The organism is Nocardia brasiliensis (genome assembly GCF_042691675.1).
Lineage (GTDB): Bacteria > Actinomycetota > Actinomycetes > Mycobacteriales > Mycobacteriaceae > Nocardia > Nocardia brasiliensis_D.
The window spans coordinates 8,733,980-8,754,554 of the sequence record NZ_CP170507.1 but is presented as its reverse complement, the minus strand read 5'-3'; the positions used below and the strand labels follow the sequence as shown (position 1 = coordinate 8,754,554).

The following is a 20,575-nucleotide window of genomic DNA, read 5'->3' as shown; positions in this document are numbered from 1 at the left end:
GCAGTTTCCTCCCCGGAAGTAGGTCGATAGGAGCAGACGGCCGGGGCACGCGGGGCGGCGCTGGTGTCGACCATGCTCGGGTCGGTACCGTGATCCTGCGTACGTCCGTAACCGGTTCGGACGCTGCCCGGATCCCCATTCCGGGCGGCGGCGTGGCACCGTCGGCCCTACGAATATGCCACTCCAGGGGTCTTTCCACACAATTATCCACAGATGTGGAGAACTCTGGGGAACTGTGAAATGCCGTTGCGCGCACGCGTGAGAAGGCGTTGACCTGCGGTTCTGCAGCAAGCTCTGAGCAACACCAGTTGTTGATCCGCTCGGGCGTGGCTAGGGGTGTGGACGAACTCACTGCGATACTCACAGGGTGTGACAGTGATATGCACAGCGTCTTTTCTCGGCCGCACCGTTACTGCTGGTCGGGCCGCCGGACCCGATCGGGTGGGGCGAGTTTGACCCGCTCCGAGCCGATCAGTACCCTCGTACAGTCACCCTTTGGTGCGGTGGCGGTCTTGTGCTGACCGCGTGTAGGTCGTGATCGACCGACTGTGCGCCAAGACCGACGCGCCGATGATGACCAGAACTGCGATTCATCGCGAGTACCTGTTTCACCGAAAAGCTTCGGGCACCGACTGGTGCCCACTGACTAGAGGAGTGTTGACCGTGGCCAAGGGCAAGCGGACGTTCCAGCCGAACAACCGTCGTCGGGCGCGCGTTCACGGCTTCCGTCTCCGGATGCGCACCCGTGCCGGGCGCGCCATCGTTTCGGCGCGTCGCCGCAAGGGCCGCGCCGAACTCACTGCCTGATTCTCGCTCGCGGACGCTCGGGTGTTGCCTGAGCCGTATCGGTTGCATCATCGTGCCGACTTCTCCCGGACGGTGCGCCGCGGCCAGCGAATCGGGAGGCGCGATCTGGTCGTACATGTGCTCATGCACGGGTATGACGGAATCGTGGACGTGAATAGACGACATGGTGATCCAGCCGAGGCGCTGGTCCGCGTAGGCGGGCCGCGCTTCGGCCTGATCGTCAGCAAGGCGGTGGGCAACGCGGTGATTCGACACCGCGTGGCCCGCCGCCTGCGTCATATGTGCGGCCAGCTGATCTCGGAGTTGCCCGCCGACGCCGACCTCGTGGTCCGCGCGCTGCCCGGCGCGGCGGACGCCTCCTCGGCGGAGCTGCTGCGCCAGCTGCGCGGCGCGGTGCACAAGCTCGGGGTCGGATCGGCATGAGCCCGCCCGCCACGATCGGCCGATTACCGGCGAACGCCCTGATCTTTCTGATCGAGTTGTATCGGACCTATGTCTCCCCCACCCGCATGCCGGTGTGCCGATTCACCCCGACCTGCAGCGAGTACGCGGTCACCGCATTGCGGACGCGCGGACTGTTCGTCGGGCTCGGATTGGCAGCCGTGCGACTGGCCAAATGTGCGCCCTGGCACCCTGGTGGGTGGGACCCCGTTCCGGAGCGGAAGCGAAGCACCGTTCGCACCGCCCCAGGGACCGTGGCAGCCACCGATGCGGCGCCGCAGGAAGCCAGCCTGCAGGCCGACCCGGTGTCGGAGCCGAACGCTTGGAAAGGATCACCGCGCGCGGTGATCGGCGATACGAACGACGGGAGTGCATAGAGCCGTGCTCGACTTCATTTATTACCCGGTGTCCTGGATCTTGTGGTTCTGGCACCGTGTCTTTGCCGCAGTGCCTGGCCTCGGGAAAGAAAGTGGCCTCGCCTGGGCGCTTGCCGTCGTGTTCCTGGTGTTCACGCTGCGCGTGCTGCTCTACAAGCCGTTCGTGAAGCAGGTGCGCACCACCAAGCAGATGCAGGAGCTGCAGCCTCAGATCAAGGAGCTGCAGAAGAAGTACAAGAACGACCGCCAGAAGATGGCGGTGGAGATGCAGAAGCTGCAGAAGGATCACGGCTTCAACCCGTTGATGGGTTGCTTGCCGATTCTGGCCCAGGTGCCGGTGTTCCTCGGTCTGTTCCATGTGCTGCGTTCGTTCAACCGTACCGGCCATGGTTTCGGCCAGCTGGGGCTCTCGATCACCGAGAACGCGAATACGCCCAACTACGTCTTCAACGCGGCCGACGTCCAGTCCTTCCTGAGCGCCCGTATCTTCGGCGCGCCGATCTCGGCGTTCATCACCATTCCGAACACCGAACTGCAAGCCTTCGCCATCGACAATGTCGTACCGAGCAAGGTGGCCATCGCCGCCGTCGCGATCCCGTTGATGATCATCGCCGGTCTGGCCACCCACTTCAACGCGCGCGCGTCGGTCGCCCGGCAGACACCGGAGGCGGCTGCGAACCCGCAGGCCGCGATGATGAACAAGCTTGCGCTGTGGGTGTTCCCGCTAGGCGTACTCGTCGGTGGACCGTTCCTGCCGATCGCCATCCTCTTGTACTGGGTCTCCAACAACATCTGGACCTACGGCCAGCAGCACCTCGTCTTCGGCAAGATGGAGAAGGAAGAAGAGGCCAAGAAGCTGGCCAAGATCGAGCAGCGGGCGCAGAACGCGCCGAAGCCGGGCGCCAAGCCGGTCAATACCCGGAAGAAGACGCCGCAGGATGCGGTCGACGAAGTCATCGATGCGGTGGATTCCGTCGACGCCCCGGCATCGACCAACGGGACCGGCAAGTCCACCGGCAAGGCCGCGGGGCAGCGCAGGCCGGGTGGCCAGAAGCGACCGGGCAACCGGGGCCGGGCGAACCAGAAGCGCCGCCGCTGATCGCATTTCGGTGGCCTGGTCGGCCACCACGCTGAGCAACCCCTTGATCGCGCACCGTCCGGCGGCGTAGCGCCCGGCGAGCGTGATGAGCAGATGAAGGAAACCAAATGACAGTTGAGACCGACGGAGGGGACGCCACAGTGGCGACGACGATGGTGAACGCCGAAACGGACGCCGACGATGTCGTGAACGATGCCGAGGAAGCCCTGATCGAAGAGGGCGAAATCGCGGGCGACTACCTCGAGCAGTTGCTCGACGTGCTCGACTTCGACGGCGATATCGATCTCGACGTCGAGGGTGACCGCGCCATCGTCAGCATCGATGGCGGCCGCGATCTGTCAAAGTTGGTGGGCCGCAACGGTGAAACGCTCGACGCGCTACAGGAGCTGACTCGGCTGGCGGTGCAGCAGGCGACCGGTGTGCGCAGCAGGCTCATGCTGGACGTGGCCGGTTGGCGGGCGAAGCGCCGGGAAGACCTGAGCGCGCTCGGTACCGCCGCCGCGCAGCGGGTGCTGGAGTCCGGGGCACCGGAGTCGCTGGCGCCCATGACGCCGTTCGAGCGCAAGATCGTGCACGACGCGGTGGCGGTGATCGATGGCGTCAGCAGCGAGAGTGAAGGCGTCGAGCCGAACCGGCACGTGGTAGTCGTTCCGTCCTGAGTGAGAGCCGGACACGTCACGGGCACGGCGTATTTCGTCACCCTGACGGGTAGGTGGTTGGATAGGGCCTCTGGTCTTCGGATCGGGGGCCTTGTTCATGTCCGGCAGCTGATTGTCCGTACGTCGCCGCTCGCCTGATCGATTCGAGTTCGGAAGGATGTTTCACGTGGAACGAGATCTCGGTGGAACCACCGCGTTGCCTGCCGAGCTGGAACCACCCGCGACGGCCGCGGCGGTGTTCGGCGACCGACTCCATCTCGCGCGTCGCTACTGCGCGGCGCTCGCCACCGCAGGCGTCGAGCGCGGCCTGATCGGTCCACGCGAGGTCCCCCGCCTCTGGGACCGCCACATCCTCAACTGCGCGGTGATCGGCGAACTGATCGCCGAAGGCGCCTCGGTAGTCGACATCGGCAGCGGCGCCGGTCTCCCCGGAATCCCGCTCGCGATCGCCCGCCCCGACCTCCGCATCACCTTGGTCGAGCCGCTGCTGCGTCGGACCATCTTTCTCAGCGAGTTCATCGAGGCCGCCGGTCTCGACGTCACCGTGGTACGCGGCCGAGCCGAACAATCCGGCGTCATGAAGGAAGCAGGCGGCGCGGATGTAGTGACCTCCCGCGCCGTCGCCCCCCTGGGCAAGCTGGCGCAGTGGTCCCTCCCCCTGCTCCGCGACCACGGCCGGATGCTCGCCCTCAAAGGCGTGAGCGCAGCCGAAGAACTCGCCCGCGACGGCGAAGCTCTGGAGCGGGCCGGCGCAGGCAACGCCACCGTCCTCGAATGCGGAGCCGGCCTCGTCTCCACCCCCACCTTGATCATCAGCGCCGAGCGCCTCCCCCGCGCCGAGCGCGCCCCCCGCCGCCGCAGCGAGCACGCGACGGCACGCAAGGAAGCAAAGGCCGCGAAGCGCGCGGGCGACCCGACGCGTGGTCGTAAGACGAAGTAGCGCGGCGGGACTTCTCCGGTCGACTGCTTCCCATCGACAAATGAGACTCGTTGCCGGACAGGCTGAATCCGGGCGGCATCGGTAGAACCAAAGTAGGCGCGTCTCGAAGCAGAGGAACGTGCGGGACCCTCGAGCCAGGTCTCGCCGTCGGCTGCTCCGGGTTCTCCAGCGGCGCACCGTCGCCGCTGAAACTCAGAACCCTTCGCGGTGCCGGTGAGCCCCGACGCACCAACCCGCTGTGCCGGGGGTGCGGCCCAGCCCTTGAAGCCGGAGATAGCTGACTCCCCGACCCGAAGCCTCCTGGGTGCAGCCAAGACGGCGCGGCGTCGATGTGGTGAATCGACAGGATCGATCCGCAGGGGGCTGTTTCACGGGAAACCGCCAACCCTCTCTGCGGAGCACCGGCGGCGGTTGGTCTCCCCTTTTCGTATTCACCAGTCGGCACCGCAATTTCACACGAAACATCGACCGAGTCGCCGCGCTTGCCCAAAGCCGCGCCGCCGAGTCGTGGGGTGTCCGGGTCCTTGAGTGTCCGCGCCGCCGAGTCGTGGCGTGTCCGCGCTGCCGGTCCTGGCGTCCTCGCGTCCTGGCGTCCTCGCGTCCTCGCGCCCCTGCGCCCCCGCGCCGCTGCGCCCCCGCGCCGCTGGACCGCCGGGCCGCCCGGTCACCGCACGGCCGGGTCAGCGAAAGTCCGCCTCGACGGTTGGCCCGCGCCGCTGCCGATGAGAGACCGCGCCAGCCTAGTGGCTGGGTCGCTAGATTCCCCGGTGTCCGGGGTGGTCGAGCGACCCGGACATCGAGTGGCCGCGTGATCGAAGTGACTAGGTCGCCTAGGCGCCGAGTCGAGCGGGTCGCCCGCCGGGCGGCCGACGAGCCGATGCGAAAGGCCGCACCGCCCCGCCTGTCGCGCCGCGCCGCGAGGCCATCCGACCTACCAGGCCGCCGGGTTGGTCGCGTCGTCCAGTGACGGCGTCGCCGCGACCCCGGTTGGCCGGATTCGCGTGGGTGACCGGATCGCCGATTCGCAAGGGCGTCGAGCAGCGTGTCTCCGGGTGGCCGTGTCTCCGAGTGGTCGAGTGGCCAGTCGCGGGGTTACGGGGGTCGCCGGGTTGCCGAGTCTTGGTTGGCCGGGTGGCCGATCCGCTGGAGTCGGCGAGTTTCCACGCGGCCGGGTCGCCGAACGACCATGTCGTAGAGAGGCCCACGGGCCAGGTGGTCGGGTGGCCAAGTCGCGGGTTGCGCGGGTCGGCGGGTGGCCGAGTCTCAGAGCCGCCGACTGGTTGGATCGCGGGGTCGCGGGTGGCCGAGTCGCGGAGTCGTTGGGTCTCCACGCCGCCGGTCGTCGGGGTGGCCGCCGGGTCGCAGGGGCACCGGATTACAGGGCACCGGCGGCTGGTGGCCTGGGGGGCCGGGTGGCGATGCTGCGATCCCGAAGCGCCTGTTCGCACTTGGTTCCACGGGAAACGTCAACTTCCCTCGGTGCTGGCGGCGGTTCTCTCCACCTCTTTCGTATTTGGTACGTCGCACTGCGGTTTCACATGAAACATGACGAGTGGAGCGAGTGGCCGTGAGTGCGGTGAGACCGCGCTGCCGGGGTCGCCGGGCGTCCCGGTCGTCCAGGGGGTCCGAGCCGAGTCGAACGTTGCCGAAAGACCGCGTCGTCGAAAGGCCGTCGTTCCTCCGCCGCGCTGTGCTAGCGGGAGGCCGTGCCTGACGGGCGGCTGGTTGCGTCGCCGCGGGGTGGCCGAGTCGTGGAGGTGTCCGAGTTGCCGGGTCGTCTGGTGGCGAAGCTGAGTCGCCGGGACCTGAGGGGCCGCGCCGTCGAAAGTTCGCGTCGCCCCGCCGCGCTCAGCGAGTGGCCGCGCCAGCCGGGAGGGCTGATCGCGGTGCTGGCGGGTGGCCAAAGTCGTCGTTGAGGCTGAACCGCCGGATCACCGATAGTCCACATTATCTAGAGGGCTGTCGCCGTCACGTCGCGTTGTCGCCGCATGGCAGAGTCCGCGTCCTCCGAGCCGCCGCGCTACTGGGGTGCCGGGTCGCCGAGTGGGCTGGCTGGCTGGTCGGTGTGGGTCCGTACCGGGTCGTCGAGTGGCCCGGTGACCGTGCCAGGGTGGGTGGCCGGGTGGCTCGGAGTGGCCGGGTGGCTCGGGTGGGTGGCTAGGGTGGTCGCGCCGGAGTGGCCGGGTGGCTGGGTCGCGGGTCGCACACCCGCCAGGTGCGGGCGGCAGGTCGGCGGGGCGGCAGGTCGGCGGGGCAGCGGGTCGGCGGGCGGCCGAGTTGCGGTGCCATCGGTTCGTACTGCGGGATCGTCGTGCGGCCTAGCCGCCGGTTCGCCGAGCCGCCAGATTGCTGAGCCAGCGGGTCGCCGAAAGTCCGTGTCCTCGAGAGGCCCACCGCCGCGCCGGGTCGCGAGGGCTGTCCAGGCCGGGGCGCAGGCTGCCGCTGCCGCTGCCGCGCCGGGGCGCCTGGGGGCACGGCCGTGTGGCCGAGTGACCGAGTGGCAGTCGCGGAGTCGCCTGAGACGACGTGGCGATTCTGCAGGATCTTTCGCATGGGCTGTTTCACGGGAAACATCAAGCTCTCCCCCGACATCCGCCGCGGTTGGTCCTCACCTGACCTCTGACGTATTTGGCACGCCGGGTTGGGGTTTCACATGAAACATCGAGCGGGTCGCCGCGCTTGCCGAGCGGTTGTGCCGTCTGGATCGCCGCGCTTACCGCAGCGCCGGTGGCGCTCGAGTGGCGGAAACGATGTGGCAGTTCCGCAGGAAACGATCAGCCCTGTGTGCTGGGCACCGACGGCGCTCGGTCTCCTTAGCCCCGTCGTCCTTGGCGGGCGCGGCTGTGGTTTCACATGAAACACCGTCCGCGTCGCGATGCTTGCGGGAGGCCACACTGCAGCGTCGATGCGTCGAACGAGCGGCCCCTCGTGACCACCACGGTGTACGCCTCGAACGAGGTCCGGTCCGGACCGCTCCGGAAGATCTCCATCGTGTGCACGTGATGTGCGAAGTAGCGCTCGAAATCGTCGGGGTCGCCGAAAAGCTGCGCAGTTGAGGGGTCGGCCGCTGTACCGCTGCTGCGCCAGAGTGGCCGGGCGGTCGGCGGTCTCGTCGCCGCGTCTTGGAGAGGACGCGTAGTAGAGAGGACGCGTCACCAGGAGGTAGCGCTGCCGCTCCGCCGGAGGTGGCCGGGGTGGCCGAGTCGCCGGGGGTGGCCGAGTCGCCGGGGGTGGCCGAGTCGCCGGGGGTGGCCGAGTCGCCGGGGGTGGCCGAGTCGCCGGGGGTGGCCGAGTCGCCGGGGGTGGCCGAGTCGCCGAGGGTGGCCGAGGGTGGCCGCGCTCCCGAGTCACCGGGTCACCGCTGTGCGGGGACCACAGAGAGCCGCGTCATTCGATAGGCCGCGCCGTTGATAAGACCGCCGCCGTGCTGGCGAGTCATTGGGTTCACAATGCCGGGTGGTGAGACGTTGCGCTGTCGAAATGCCTTGTTCGGTCGGATCTGCGTTGGGCGGAAGCGCTCTCGGCTAACCCGTAAGCACGTTGGCGGGGGCAGGGTTTCATGTGAAACAACGCGGATGGTGGCTGAATGGGGACAGATTCGCGTGTCCTTTGCGCGTTGCCGCGATTCAGCTTTCTTATCGCGTCCGGTGCTGGCAAGCTAGTGGACGTCGGGCGTGAGCGTAGGTGCCACGGAGGATTTGGTGTCACAGCGGCGAGAGCTCCGCTCGGTCGATCGGGCGCCGCGAACCCGGTTGAGCATCATGTTCGAACCGACACAGCTGTTGATGACACGGCGCCGACGTTCGTCGGAAGCACGTGATCTGAAGTTCTCGGGTTAGGAGCTGTCTATGTCGAGCGGTCCGGCGAATGTTTCACGGGAAACTACGTCGCGTGTACCCGGAATGCTGGACTCCAGCAATTTCGACACGGAGACATTCGGAAGCACACCGTTCGGGAACATCTCCCCCAGCGAGACCCCGATCGCGGCCGAAGCGCAACGCGCCAGCCAGATTTTGCATCCAGGAAAGGTGACAGTGCCGAAACCGCACGAGCAACGCATCATCACCATCGCCAATCAGAAGGGCGGCGTCGGCAAGACGACCACCGCGGTGAATCTCGCGGCCGCCCTGGCGCATCAAGGGATGACTGTCCTCGTGATCGACCTGGACCCGCAGGGCAACGCCAGCACCGCCTTGGGTATCGAGCACCACTCGGGTGTTCCGTCCAGCTACGAACTCCTCATCGGCGAGGTGTCGGTTAGGGATGCGATCCAGCAGAGTCCGCACAACGAACGCCTGCTGTGCATCCCCGCGACCATCGACCTGGCCGGTGCGGAGATCGAATTGGTGTCGATGGTAGCCAGAGAGGGGCGACTCAAGGCCGCCATCCAGGAGGCCAATATCGCCGGGTACGACATCGACTACGTGATGATCGACTGCCCGCCTTCGCTGGGCCTGCTGACCGTCAACGCGATGGTCGCGGCCAAGGAGGTGCTGATCCCGATCCAGTGCGAGTACTACGCGCTGGAGGGTGTCGGCCAGTTGCTCCGCAATATCGGTCTGGTGCAGGCGCACCTGAATCCCGACCTGCACGTGTCGACGGTGATTCTCACGATGTACGACGGCCGGACCAAGCTGGCCGATCAGGTCGCCGAGGAGGTGCGCGGCCACTTCGGTGATGTGGTGCTGCGCTCGGTGATTCCACGCAGTGTGAAGGTGTCCGAGGCACCGGGCTACGGCATGACGGTGCTCGATTATGATCCAGGCTCCCGGGGCGCGATGAGCTACCTCGATGCCGGGCGCGAAATGGCGGCCAGGGCGACGGCGATGGCACATGCCGCCGCCGAAGCCGCGGAGTGAGCTGGCTGGATGACGGCCGGGTCGGCGAGACCCGGAGTGGTGGCGGAACGAGGAAGGGGTCAGTGGACCGATGAGTCAGGCGAAGAAGGGTGGGCTAGGGCGCGGACTTGCCGCGCTGATCCCGACGGGACCGGTGACGGCGCCGGGGCTCAGCAGTCAAGCGGCCAGCGTCATCGGTCTGGACCCGATCGGGCCGCAGCCCGCCTCGGCGTACCTGCATCGGGTCCCCGACCCGACCGACGACGACCTGGCCCCCGGCGGCGCGGTCTATCGCGAGATTCCGCCGGATCAGATCGAGCCGAACCCGAAGCAGCCGCGCCAGGTGTTCGAGGCGGAGGCGCTGTCCGAGCTGGTGCACTCGATCAAGGAATTCGGCCTGATGCAGCCGATCGTGGTGCGTCGGGTCGAACCGGGTGTCGACAAGTATCAGCTCGTCATGGGCGAACGTCGCTGGCGCGCTTCGCAGGAGGCCGGCCTCGCCGCGATCCCCGCGATTGTCCGGGAGACCGCCGACGAGTCGATGTTGCGCGACGCCCTGCTGGAGAACATCCACCGGGTGCAGCTCAACCCGTTGGAAGAGGCGGCGGCCTACCAGCAGCTGCTGGAAGAGTTCGGCGTCACCCACGAGGTCCTCGCCGATCGGATCGGCCGGTCGCGGTCGGCCGTGACCAACATGATCCGGTTGCTGAAGCTACCGATCTCGGTGCAGCGGCGAGTCGCGGCCGGTGTGCTGTCCGCCGGGCACGCGCGTGCGCTGCTCGGTCTGACCGCCGGTGCGGACGCGCAGGAGGAATTAGCCAAGCGGGTTGTCGCCGAGGGGCTATCCGTGCGCAGCACCGAGGAGGCGGTCATCCTGGCGAATCAGGCGACGGCTCCGGCACCGGACCCGGCCGCCCCGCCTACCCCGCAGCGCAAACCGATCCATATGCCGGGTTTGCAGGATGTGGCCGATCGGTTGTCCGGGTCGTTCGACACTCGGGTCATCGTGAGTATGGGCAAGCGAAAAGGCCGGATCGTCGTCGAGTTCGGTTCGGTGGATGACCTCGAGCGGATTGTCAGCTTGATGGAACAGAGCAAGCGCGATTTGTGACAGAAGTGGCAGAACTAGACTTGTGAAAGCGATAGGTACGAGCTCGCGGACGAAACGTCACTGTGACGGCGCGCGGATTTCCGTGAGTTAGCGGAGCGCATGGACTCCCGAACGGACCCGACACAAGTTCTTGACCAACAGCACAGCGACGTGGAATGAGGCGGGTTCTCTTGATCGCTTATTCTTGCTGGCGAGAAAGTATTAGCGAGCGAATCATGTCACTGCGCGCTTCGCGTGTGCCCGAGCCGAGCGTCAGCGAGGCGGAGGCATGAGCGTGGACGAATCGGACAGCTGGAGGCTGAGTAGACCAGTGTCGACCAGCGTCACAGCACTCACTCTCGGCGAGCTGGACCGGCTCCCCGCGCACTCCCGGCGCTGCGTGTTCTGGGAGATGGATCCCGCCGTCGCCGAGGACTCCCGCGGCTTCAGCGATCCGGTCTTCGAAAAGGAAGCCTGGCTCTCCACGGTCCTGCTGGAATGGGGCTCGTGCGGGCAGGTGGCGACCGTCGACGGCAACGTCGCGGGGTGTGCCCTGTATTCGCCGCCGAGCGCCGTGCCACGCGCCACCCTCTTCCCCACCTCACCGGTCAGCCCGGATGCGGTCCTGCTGACCACGCTGCAGTCCGAATTTCCGTACAAGGATGCCGATGTCGCGAACCAGCTGATGCAGGCCGTGGTGGCCGATCTGGTGCGTCGTGGCGTGCGGGCGTTGGAGTCGTTCGGGATTCGCTCCGATCCGCCCTCGCACGCGCTGTCCGAGCGGTTCGGCTCGATGACATTGATGGAGCGGATCATCTCGCCGATCAAGGGAACCGGGTCCAAGGCGCCGGGGTCGATGACCGAGTGTTCGCCGGAAACCTGCATGATCGAGGCCGATTTCTTGGAGGACGTCGGCTTCAAGGTGGTGGCGCCGCACCACAAGTTCCCGCGCCTGCGCCTGGAACTCGACTCTGATCACGGGTGGAAGGAAGACGTCGAGCGCGCGCTCGACCAGCTGCTCGCGGCCGCCGCCATGACTCCCCCGGCGCGCGTCGGCGTGCGCTGAGTCCTTCATCTTGATAAAGGAAAGCGCCCCTGCCGACGAGATCGGCAGGGGCGCGCTTTCCGGTACAGCTACATGCGGTCGGCCGCGGCCAGTTCCTCTGCCAGCAGTTCCGCGAAAGTGTATGTGCCCGTGGGCTGATCGTCCTGGCCGAGCAGGTACAGCCGCTTGACCGAGATGAGGATGGCCTCGGCGATCACGTCGCGCATCCGTGGGTTGGTGAGCACCGTGGCGTCGTAATCGTTTGTCAGATAACCGATGTCGACCTGAACAGTCGGCATCTTGGTGAGCCGCAATAGATCCCAGGTTCTGGCGTGAGTCCGGCAGTCCTGCAACGAGGTTCGCGCGACGACCTCACGCTGGATGAACCCGGCGAGCACCTGACCGATCATCGACACCGAGCCGTGCGAATTACCGAAGTAGAAACCCGCGACGCCGTTGGCCAGCGGGCTCGGGTTGGTCGCGCAGCGCAGCGAGATCATCAGGTCGGCGTCGAAGGCATTCGAGGTATCGGCGCGTTCGGCATCGGTCGGATTGGCGCCCCACGGCCGCGACAGGAAGGTCTCCATCCCGGTGGCCGCCATCCGGCCTTCCAGCCGACTTGCCAAGTCCCACAGGATTTCCGACTCGTACACATCGCCGTATTCGGTCGGTACCGGGTGACCCTTGTCGGGGCCGCCGAGACCGGGATCGATGACGATGCGCTTACCGGTCAGCTGCGGCCCGGCCCGGTGCACCACCTCTTCCTCGGCGATCCGATGCGGATTGCCGCCGGTGACGCGGGCGCCGAGCAGGTCGAGCGAACGCAGCGTGTCCGGGCCGCAGATGCCATCGGCCGCAAGGCCGATCTCGCGCTGGAAGGAGGTGAGCCCCTCGTGCGTGTGCGGGCCGAAGTAGCCGTCCACCCGGTGCACGTAGAAACCGAGGTCCTGCAGCTTGCGCTGCAGGGTCGCGACATCGTCGCCGTACAGCGGTGCGGAGAGCTGATAGATCAGCGTGCGCGCGCCGAGCCGGTAGGACGCCTCTTTCAACGCTCGGTAGGTGGCCGGACCGACCACTCCGTCGACGAGCAACCCGCGATGCTGTTGGAACGCGCGGACCGCGGAATCGAGCCGGTGGTCGAACGCGGCCTCGGTGTCTTTCCAGTACTCGCGCGCGTCGGCGTGATCGGTATCGACGTGTGCGTGTAGGAACCCGAGACTTGCCAGGGTGCTCCGAACCTCTGCTACGGCTGGACCGCTGTCGCCGTGACGAAGTCGGTGCATGCGTGAGAGCCCTTTCCTTCCGTCAATCCGGGTACCCACTCATGCGTTGGGATACACCTTCGCACGACCGGCGTCGGTCGATTGTCTCAGACCCGGACGGGAATTCGGCATTCCCGGGTCCAGGCATCCTACGGCGCGTCGGTGGATCTCGACGTCCTTTGGCGCCTATGGCAGTACAGCGACAGAGATCAGATGACGCCGTCGAGTTCGCGCAAAAGGGCGGCTTTGCCCTTCGCTCCGACGATCTGCTTCACCGGCTTACCGCCGCGGAACAGCATCATAGTGGGGAGCGACAGGATCTTATAATCGCGGGCGGTGCCGGGATTGGCGTCCACGTCGAGTTTCGCGACGGTCAGCTTGTCCGCGTGCGTGCCCGCGATCTCCTCCAGCACGGGGGCGACCATCTTGCACGGCCCACACCAGGAGGCCCAGAAGTCGACGAGGACGGGCTTCTCGCTGAGCAGCACGTCGTCGGCGAAGGACGCGTCGGTGACGGTGATTGTCTTGGCGTTGGCCGTCTTGGCACTGTCGGACATGGGTTCTCCCTTGCTGAATTGCGGCGCTCCCGTGGCCCTTCGTGGTCACGCGAGCTACCGCCCTCGGGCCGTCGCTCGCGCCGCGGGCGATGCGACGATGACGGACGTCAGTTGGCGGGCACGGCGACCGTGTGACCCGCGTGGTCCAGGGTGTTCGAGCTGATATCGCCCTGCTCGGCGAGCCAGCGCTCGGCGTCGATGGCGGCGCGGCAGCCGGTGCCGGCCGCGGTGATCGCCTGGCGGTAGGTGTGGTCGACCAGGTCGCCGGCGGCGAACACGCCGGGCACCTTCGTAGCAGTCGACGGGTGCACCACCTGCACGTAGCCCTCGTCGTCCAGCTCGACCTGGCCGCGGACCAGCTCGCTGCGCGGATCGTGGCCGATCGCGACGAACAGGCCGGTGGCGGCCAGTTGGGAGGTCTCGCCGGTGCGGGTGTCGCGCAGGGTGAGGCCGGTCACGCTGGTGTCGCCGTGAACTTCGAGGACCTCGGCGTTGAGCACGAACTTGATCTTCTCGTTGGCCTTCGCCCGCTCGAGCATGATGCGCGAGGCCCGGAACTCCTCGCGGCGGTGCACGATCGTCACGGTGTTGGCGAACTTGGTCAGGAAGGTGGCTTCCTCCATCGCGGAGTCGCCACCGCCGACCACGACGATGTCCTGGCCCTTGAAGAAGAAGCCGTCACAGGTGGCGCAGGCGCTCACCCCGCGGCCGAGCAGCTTCTGCTCGCCGGGAACGTTGAGGTAGCGGGCGGCCGAGCCCATGGCGAGGACCACGGCGTAGGTGTGGTAGGTCTCGTCGCCGACGGTGACCGTCTTGATCGGGCCGGTCAGGTCGAGGGCGTCCACGTCTTCGGTGCGGATGTCGGCGCCGAACCGCTTGGCCTGCTCGCGCATCTCTTCCATCAGGTCCGGGCCCATGATGCCGTCGCGGAAGCCGGGGAAATTCTCCACCTCGGTGGTGGTCATCAGCGCGCCACCGAACTGGGTGCCCTCGAACACCAGCGGCTGGAGCTCGGCGCGGGCGGCGTACACGGCAGCCGTATAGCCGGCAGGTCCGGAGCCGACGATGATCAAGTCGCGAACTGGCGTACTCATGGGGCCCTTCCGGGAAGATATCAATCGGACGTCTCGGTCAACAACAGCGTAATGGCTATTGTTCCTGCACCGGTCGCCTCCCACGTGAGGTTGGGCTCAGTGCTGACACCGGGGCTCTCGGACACCCGCGACCGGGATTGTCGGGTAGGTCACTCAACCGATGTCGCGGAGCGCCAGGCGTTGGGGATCGTCTGTGGTGCAACCGGTTCCGACCACGAGGGCGGTGAGTTTGGGAGTGCGCGGCCCGGTGAGCAGGATCAGTACCGCGGCCTTGCCCTCGAAGTTGATGTCGTCCGAGCCCAGGATTGTGCGGTCGAGCCCGTTGGCGTGCACGCAGCGTTCCCGAGCGGCCGCGCTGCTGAGCAGACCGGTGGCATCGTTGCGGCCGAGCGCGCTGAGCATCGCGGGCGAGCCGAGTTCGTCACCGAGTTGCGCGGTGCCGGAGGTTGGTTGTGCGGCCGGTGGGGCGTCGGTGCCGCGCAAGGTGGCGAGTGCGATCGAGGCGCAGGCCACGACCGCCACGGCGGCGGCCGCCGCGGTGAGCCAGCGGAGCCTGCCGCGCCTGCGGTCGTCGAGTGGGATCGGTGCGGCGGCTGGCGTGGAAACAGCTGGGGGCGTGGAAACAGCTGGAGCATCGGCCGTTTCGAAGTGTGCCGAGGACGGCAGCCGGTAGATGGTCGCGCCTTTGTCGGTAGGTTCCTCGTGCAGATCGAAACCATCGACGAACTGTTCGAGCCGGGCGGCGATGTCGTCGGGCATCGTGTGAATGATGCTGTCGCTGCGGCCGAGCGCGCGCAGTTCGGCGCTGACGTCGTCCAGTGCGTGCACGAAGCGCAGTGCGTCTCCGTCGCGCCGGACGGCGGGCCACAGCTGCTCGCGCAACTCGGGGGCCACATTGTCGGCGTGCAGGTCGGCGAGCAGCTCGGGCGAGAACGGAGGCTGCGGCACGGACCGGGTTGCCATCGCACCTCCAGTGTTCTCATCTGACATCGCGGGGATCCCCTCGAGGGGTGGGGACTACATGGACATCGTCTACAAGTTCGTCACTATTAATGACGCATGTCAACTACTTCCGGTTCCCCGGATCGCGTAGAAATTCCAGCCGTTCTTGTAGCCGCTGCCTGCCCCGGGCGCAGCGGCTCTTGATCGTCCCCTCCGGAACACCGAGCATCGCGGCGGCTTCCGCCACGCTATACCCTTCCAGGTCGATCGCAACCAGTGCGGTCCGCTGGTCCGGCGGCAGGGAGAACAGCGCGTGATCGACCACGAGCGACATCTCCAGTTCGGCCACCGCGTCCCGGTCATCGCGTGGTTCCGGCATCGTCTCCGGGGTCAGTGAGACCGCTTTGCGGATCTTGTTGCGCCGGATCCGATCCAGGCAGGCGTTCACCACGATCGCGTGCAGCCAGCTGCGCACCTCGGCCTCGGCCCGGAACGAGGCGGCCGTGCGGTGTGCCGACAGGAGCGCGTCCTGCAGTGAATCCGCCGCGTCCTCGCGGGTGTAGGAGGTGCGCAGGGCGGTCTGCCACAGATGATCGTTGTGCCTGCGCAGCAGTTCGGCGAAGGCGTGCCGCTGGCCGCGCACGTGCGCCCGCAGCAGCTCGATATCGGTGTAGTCATCGCCCACGAACGAGCGTTCGCGATAGGCGACAGACCGCGATGTCCCCCCGCGGAAATCCTCGTTCAGTTCCGACGACAATGCCAACCCCTTGGACAGCGCTCACGGTGGCGACGGGCATGAACGACCATCACCGAAATTTCGCAGCATCCAGGATCGAAAACACCAGAACCCGGGAAGCTCCCCTGCTGAGAGCGCGAGGAGATCATATCGTCAGTCGCGATCCGGCAGCAACCAAACCGCGGCGGCCCGAGGGGCGAATCCCCAAAGGGGCACAGCACAACCGATCTTGCGAGTGGAGGGGTAACTCATCGAATGCGGGCTGACCCGGCCTACTAGCCGCCGCTGGTCGCCGACGTCACACGCGGTGCCCGAAGTCCGGCCTGAAAGCGCGGAGAGGCGGTCAAGCCGCGGCGTCGAGGCGGATATCCGCGATCGAGGTTTGGAATTGACCACCGGAGTTCCCCAGTCCGGTGATCCAGACGAGCACATAGCGAGCGGCTTGGTCGGTGCGCACCGGAATATCGGTGATTCCGTCACCGAGCTTGGCCGTGCCGATCAGCTGGGTCTGATCCAGTGTCGGCGAGGCGGTCGGCGAGGTGCGGATCTCCACCGCGGTGCCCGCACTCGGCGAGTTGATCGAGACATTCGTCAGCTTGGCCGGGCTGGGTAGTGTCGCGAGCAGCCCGACCCCCTTCTTCAGCGCCGGGAACTGCTGGAAGTACTGGTCCGTGCGCCACATCGTGGCGGGATTCTGGTCCAGCACCGCGTTGACACTGCCGACGCCGTCCGGGGTGCCCTCCGGCGAGAACACCGATACCCCGGTCACCGGAACCGGCACGCCGCCCGCGGCGGTGGTCGGCCCCGCGGCCGACGGCGTGGCGGCGGGTGGGCTGTTGTTGGTGGTGAGGCCGATATTGCGTTGCTCGTTGAGCGGCGCGTCCGAAGCGCCCGGCGCGAACACGCTCACCATCCACCAGATCACGATGCCGACCACCAACGCGGCCAGCACACCGAGGCCGACCATGATCCACATCATCCGCTGGGATCTCTCCCGTTCGGCAGCAAGCAGTTCCGGGTCGGCGAGCGACTCGTCGGGAACCGGCTGCGGCCGCTGGCCGAGGCGGAGCACCGGGATGAAATCGGTCTTCTGGTCCACCACCGACGCCTGCTCGAGCACGTGCTGCACGGTCGCGGCGGTGCGTACGCCCTTGTTCGACTCCAGCGACCGCACCGCGACCGCGGAGATCTCGAAGGGCACCTCGGGTCTTATCTGGCGTGGTTCCACCGGTGTGCCGTCCGGGCCGAAGTCGGCAAGCCGCAACCCTCCGACAGTTGCGGCAGTGCCGGTGACCCCGCCGGAGCGGATCGGCCAGCGGGCGGTGATCAGGGCGTAGAGCATGGCGCCGAGGCCGCGCACATCGGACTGCGCGTCCGAGTCGGCCAGAGTGCCGGGGAAGGCGAGCACCGCGTCGCCGGTCGCGCTGATCCGCACCCGGTCCGGGTGGTCGATGGACAGCGATCCGCCGCCGCGATGGGCCAGCTCGGCGGCCGAGGCCAGCGCCCGGATAGCGCGAGCGGCACCGATCGGCGACGGCACGGTCTCGGCCATCTCGCGCAGCGAGCGGCCCGGGGTCCATTCGGCGACCACGATGCCGCCGGAACTGCCGCGCACGACATCGAGCACCCGGGCCAAACCGGGCGAGTTGATCCGGCCGAGGCGCAGCGTGCGGGACAAAATGGCCTGCGGGCCATCGTGGCCGGAATTGTCGCTGGCCTTCTGGTCGGCGTCGACGAAGGTCAGCGCGACCTCACGGTCGAGCTTGATGTCGAGGGCCTGCCAGAACTTGAGGCCGCGAGCCCCGCCGTGCCCGGCGAGCAGCCGGTACCGCCCACCGGCCACCGACGCGCCGGGAATGAGCTTGGGGCCGCGTGGAGTTCGCCGCGAACCCAGGTTCTCGCCGCCGAGCGGTGGCATTTCCGGCGACCCGATCGGGATCATCCCGGTGTCGTACATCGGGTCGCGTGGTGGCAGCTGACTCTGCCGATCGTGCGGACCGGGCTGCGCGGCGCCGGGCACCGGCGCGGCTCCCTGGTGGTCCGGCCCAGGCGCATCCTGATCCTGCGGACCTGCGTCGTGATCCGGCGGCCGGGCGCCGGTCGCACGGTTCACGTACGCGGGATCCGACGGCTGTCCCCCGGGTGGCGGTGCATCGGTCGAAAGCCCGCCTGCCGTGGTCGCAGAAGAATCAGCGGCTGGGACGCCGCCCACCGCGTCGTCGCTCACCCTCGGTCCTCCTTCGCCCTGGTATGTCGAGGTTTCGGCGATTTCGCCACTTGTGCTTCTCTGCCGAACAGGGTACGGGAACTCGCCCATGCCGGTGATGTCAACGGCGTCGGCTCGGATCACGGGTAGGACCATGGTCTGAGCATCCATGTACGGGTCGAACGCGGGGTACGCCGGAATCGGGTCTGGCCTGCGCAGAATCTGCGTGGCGTACGGGTCGTGGACCGGGCCGTCGAGATCGAGATCCGGCGCGGGCGGGGTCCAGCCGAGGCGCCGGGAGATCGCGACGGTGATGCCGACGACCTCGGGCACCCCGGCCAGTCGCATCAGGCCGAAGGCCACCGTGAACATGACGATCGCCGTGATCGCCACCCGCACGAGTGAGCCGGGGCCGCCGAAGGACTCCGTCAGCCGTTCCAGCCCGAGCACCCGGTCCACGATCCACATGACAGCGCCACCGGCCAGCGACGAGAGCACCACCCGGGTGACGGTGCGGCCGACGTTGGACATACGGAGATCGCCGAGACTGCGGTGCAGCAGGTATCCGCCGATCGCCGCGCCCGCGGCGAACCCGAGGCCGTTCGCGACACCGAGCACGATCACGACCTGATTGCTGTTGCTCGCGATCATCGGGGCCAGTGCCGAGAGCACGATCTTCACCGCGGTGATGCCGAGGATGATCCAGGTCGGCGTCCACGCCTGTTCTCGGGCGTAGAACACCCGCAGGTGGATCAGGACCAGCGCATAGGGGATCAGGGCGAAGGCCGACCAGCTCACCGCGTAGCCGAGTCGTTGCGCATCGCCCGCGAACCGGGCATAGCCGAACAGCGCCTGGCCCAACTCCGGCCCGGCCACCGTCAGGAAGGTGACCACGGGGACCAGCGCGATCATGGTCAGTCGGGTGGCGACCGAAAGGTCGTCGACCACTGCCGGGGTATCGCCGTCGGCGGCGTTCCGGCTCAGCCGCGGCATGATCGCGGTGAGCACGGTGACGCCCAAGACGCCGTACGGCAATTGGAGCAGCAGCCACGCGTACGAGTAGATCGCCGGACCCGCCTCGTCGGCCGCCGAGGAGACGTGGTTGGCGAAGATCAAGCCGCACTGGCTGATCAGGACGTACAGGATGATGGCGGCACCCATGACGCCGAATTGCTTGAGCCGGGTGTCGATACCCCACAGCGGACGCAGATCGATACCTTGCCGACGGATCGCGGGCAGCAAGGTGAACGCCTGGGCCACGACGCCGAGCGTGACACCGACGCCGAGAACGAGCAGTTTCGGATCGCTCATCCGGACCGGGTTGAGGGTGATCTCACCGGGCGTCAAGGCGTAGAGGCCGAGGGTGACGAGCACGACGACGTTGTTGATCACCGGTGCCCACGCGCCGGGTTTGAACACCTGCCGGGTGTTCAGGATCGCGGTGAACAGCGCAGACATGCCGTAGAACAGGATCGCGGGCAAGAGCAAGAAGGTCAGCGCGGTGGTCAGCGCGGTGTTGACCTTGCCGTCCGCGGCCACGAAGACGTGTGTCGCCAGGATCGGCGCGGCGGCGGTGGCCAGCAGCGTGGCAGTGGCCAAGACCACGAACGCCGCTGTGACGAGCCGCCGCACGAACGCGACGCCGCCGTCTGCGTCTTCCTTCTCGGCACGTACCAGCGTCGGCACCACCATCGCGGTGAGCACCGCGCCGAGCACCAGTTCGGTGATCATGTTCGGGATCAGGCTGGCGGAGGTGAACGCGCTGGCGATGGCCGGGCCGAGCACGGTCGCCAGCACCAGCTGCTTGCCGAACCCGGTGAGCCGGCTGATCAACGTGGCAATCGCGATCGAACCGGAATCCTTGAGCAGGCGCGCGTTCGAGTTCTGCTGCTGGTCCTCGGTTTTGTCGGCGGCGGGCCACTCCTGAGTGCGCGGGCCTTTGCTCATCCTGGCCGGCTCGGCGTCCGCCGGGGCGGGTCGGCGGCGGCGCGGCGGCGGGTACGGCTCAGGCCGGGCTTGCGGCGGGGCGTAGCGCGGCGGTGGTATCCGACCGGACTGCGGCGAGCCGACCGGAATCGGGCCGGACTGCCCAGGTCGCGGCCGAGGTGTTCCGGTCGGAATGGGACCGGATTGGCCAGGCGCCGGCCGCGTGGGCCGCGGCGAGTTGGCGGGTGGTGCACCGGACTGTCCCGGCGCTGGGCGTGGTGCGCTGGTAGGTATCGCACCGGATTGGCCGGGCGCTGGCCGCGGTGCGCCGGTAGGTGCCGCACCGGACTGCCCGGGCGCGGGGCGCGGCGAGCTGGTAGGAATCGCGCCGGACTGTCCCGGCGGTGGTCCAGGACGCTGACCCGGCGGCATCGGCCGAGGCTGTCCCGGTCCCGGCGGTGGTGCCGCCGGATATTGCCGTTGTCCCGGGTGTGGCGCCGGCGCGGGACGCTGCGGTGGTCCCGGGGGTCTTTGCGGAGGTCCGGGCGGCATGCGC

At 67.6% G+C, this 20,575-nt stretch carries 15 protein-coding genes; 9 read left to right on the top strand and 6 right to left on the bottom strand.

The features are described 5' to 3' along the window. The first annotated feature begins 663 nt into the window (after positions 1 to 663). The 9 genes from rpmH to ACFK0J_RS40380 all read left to right on the top strand — a co-directional run bounded on the left by rpmH (position 664) and on the right by ACFK0J_RS40380 (position 11,317). Complete coding sequence (rpmH, locus tag ACFK0J_RS40420; protein ID WP_005516618.1) at positions 664 to 807, top strand: 50S ribosomal protein L34; 144 nt, start codon at positions 664 to 666, stop codon at positions 805 to 807. A gap of 21 nt (positions 808 to 828) precedes the next feature. Then, entirely contained in the window at positions 829 to 1,230 is a 402-nt protein-coding gene (rnpA, locus tag ACFK0J_RS40415; RefSeq protein WP_378735276.1) for a ribonuclease P protein component, read from the top strand. Continuing rightward, positions 1,227 to 1,625, top strand: coding sequence for a membrane protein insertion efficiency factor YidD (gene yidD, locus ACFK0J_RS40410; protein ID WP_378735274.1), 399 nt, complete (start codon positions 1,227 to 1,229; stop codon positions 1,623 to 1,625). Before rnpA ends, yidD begins: the two co-directional genes overlap by 4 nt. Before the next feature lie 4 nt (positions 1,626 to 1,629). After that, positions 1,630 to 2,724 carry a membrane protein insertase YidC gene (gene yidC / locus ACFK0J_RS40405; RefSeq protein WP_378735272.1) on the top strand — a complete coding sequence of 365 codons (1,095 nt, stop codon included), beginning with the start codon at positions 1,630 to 1,632 and terminating at the stop codon, positions 2,722 to 2,724. Between the two features lie 152 nt (positions 2,725 to 2,876). Then, entirely contained in the window at positions 2,877 to 3,383 is a 507-nt protein-coding gene (locus tag ACFK0J_RS40400; protein ID WP_378743362.1) for a protein jag, read from the top strand. A 157-nt stretch (positions 3,384 to 3,540) separates the two neighbouring features. After that, the gene (gene rsmG / locus ACFK0J_RS40395) at positions 3,541 to 4,323 is read left to right on the top strand and encodes a 16S rRNA (guanine(527)-N(7))-methyltransferase RsmG (RefSeq protein WP_378735270.1); all 783 of its coding nucleotides are present in this window, start codon (positions 3,541 to 3,543) and stop codon (positions 4,321 to 4,323) included. A gap of 3,902 nt (positions 4,324 to 8,225) precedes the next feature. Beyond that, entirely contained in the window at positions 8,226 to 9,182 is a 957-nt protein-coding gene (locus ACFK0J_RS40390) for a ParA family protein (RefSeq protein WP_246634272.1), read from the top strand. A 70-nt stretch (positions 9,183 to 9,252) separates the two neighbouring features. Then, entirely contained in the window at positions 9,253 to 10,272 is a 1,020-nt protein-coding gene (locus tag ACFK0J_RS40385; protein ID WP_378735267.1) for a ParB/RepB/Spo0J family partition protein, read from the top strand. Positions 10,273 to 10,582: 310 nt separating this feature from the next. Further along, on the top strand, positions 10,583 to 11,317 hold the full coding sequence (locus ACFK0J_RS40380; protein WP_378743360.1) for a GNAT family N-acetyltransferase: 735 nt from the start codon (positions 10,583 to 10,585) through the stop codon (positions 11,315 to 11,317). A gap of 68 nt (positions 11,318 to 11,385) precedes the next feature. Here ACFK0J_RS40380 and ACFK0J_RS40375 read toward each other — a convergent pair whose 3' ends face one another. The 6 genes from ACFK0J_RS40375 to ACFK0J_RS40350 form a co-directional block, all read right to left on the bottom strand. Then, complete coding sequence (locus ACFK0J_RS40375) at positions 11,386 to 12,579, bottom strand: N-acetylmuramoyl-L-alanine amidase (RefSeq protein ID WP_218472489.1); 1,194 nt, start codon at positions 12,577 to 12,579, stop codon at positions 11,386 to 11,388. Positions 12,580 to 12,767: 188 nt separating this feature from the next. Next, positions 12,768 to 13,115, bottom strand: a complete 348-nt coding sequence (gene trxA / locus ACFK0J_RS40370; protein WP_378735265.1) for a thioredoxin — start codon at positions 13,113 to 13,115, stop codon at positions 12,768 to 12,770. Between the two features lie 107 nt (positions 13,116 to 13,222). After that, positions 13,223 to 14,209 (bottom strand): thioredoxin-disulfide reductase, encoded by a 987-nt coding sequence (gene trxB / locus ACFK0J_RS40365; protein ID WP_378735263.1) that lies wholly within the window; start codon positions 14,207 to 14,209, stop codon positions 13,223 to 13,225. A 153-nt stretch (positions 14,210 to 14,362) separates the two neighbouring features. After that, positions 14,363 to 15,172, bottom strand: coding sequence for a hypothetical protein (locus ACFK0J_RS40360; protein WP_378735261.1), 810 nt, complete (start codon positions 15,170 to 15,172; stop codon positions 14,363 to 14,365). Positions 15,173 to 15,275: 103 nt separating this feature from the next. After that, complete coding sequence (gene sigM / locus ACFK0J_RS40355; protein ID WP_378743358.1) at positions 15,276 to 15,896, bottom strand: RNA polymerase sigma factor SigM; 621 nt, start codon at positions 15,894 to 15,896, stop codon at positions 15,276 to 15,278. 334 nt (positions 15,897 to 16,230) lie between these two features. After that, positions 16,231 to 20,040 (bottom strand): lipid II flippase MurJ, encoded by a 3,810-nt coding sequence (locus ACFK0J_RS40350; protein WP_378735259.1) that lies wholly within the window; start codon positions 20,038 to 20,040, stop codon positions 16,231 to 16,233. Positions 20,041 to 20,575: the final 535 nt, after the last annotated feature.